Source organism: Pseudomonas sp. K5002, assembly GCF_013386655.1.
Taxonomy (GTDB): Bacteria; Pseudomonadota; Gammaproteobacteria; order Pseudomonadales; family Pseudomonadaceae; genus Aquipseudomonas.
Genome location: NZ_JACARK010001508.1, coordinates 257 through 701, shown reverse-complemented (window position 1 = coordinate 701; position 445 = coordinate 257). Strand labels below are relative to the sequence as shown.

General features: G+C 62.5%; 1 protein-coding gene. It reads left to right on the top strand.

The window, feature by feature from the left end:
* Window positions 1-151: 151 nt before the first annotated feature.
* Window positions 152-445, top strand: a 294-nt coding sequence (locus HX846_RS40130; RefSeq protein ID WP_372242075.1) for an EamA family transporter, incomplete at its 3' end; no start/stop codon positions are given.

Sequence of the window (445 nt, the reverse complement as noted above, 5' to 3'; positions counted from 1 at the left end):
ACCGAGTTGTCTGCATCGCAGGCAAGCCAGCTCCCACAGGGATCTTCACCAAGCAAGAGTCCTGCGACAAAAGCCGCGAGCCCAACGACAGACGCGAATGCCTGCAACCCTCTAGACTGCGATCCTGTAAACCCGTCGTTTAAGGATCGCAATGACTCCCCGCACAGCCCTCGGCGCCCTGCATATCGGCGCATTGATGTTTGGCCTCACTGGCGTGTTCGGCAAACTGGCGGCCGCTTCGCCGGCGATTATCGTGTTCGGCCGCGCCGCGTTCGCGGTCATTGCCCTGGCAATCTTTGCGCGCTTTGCCAGCAACACGCCCTGGCAGAAGCTGCAAGCCCGCGACTGGCGACGCCTGCTGGTCAGCGGCCTGCTGCTGGCCGGGCATTGGGTGAGTTTCTTTATTGCGGTAAAGGTCGCCGGTGTGGCCATCGCCACCCTGGGC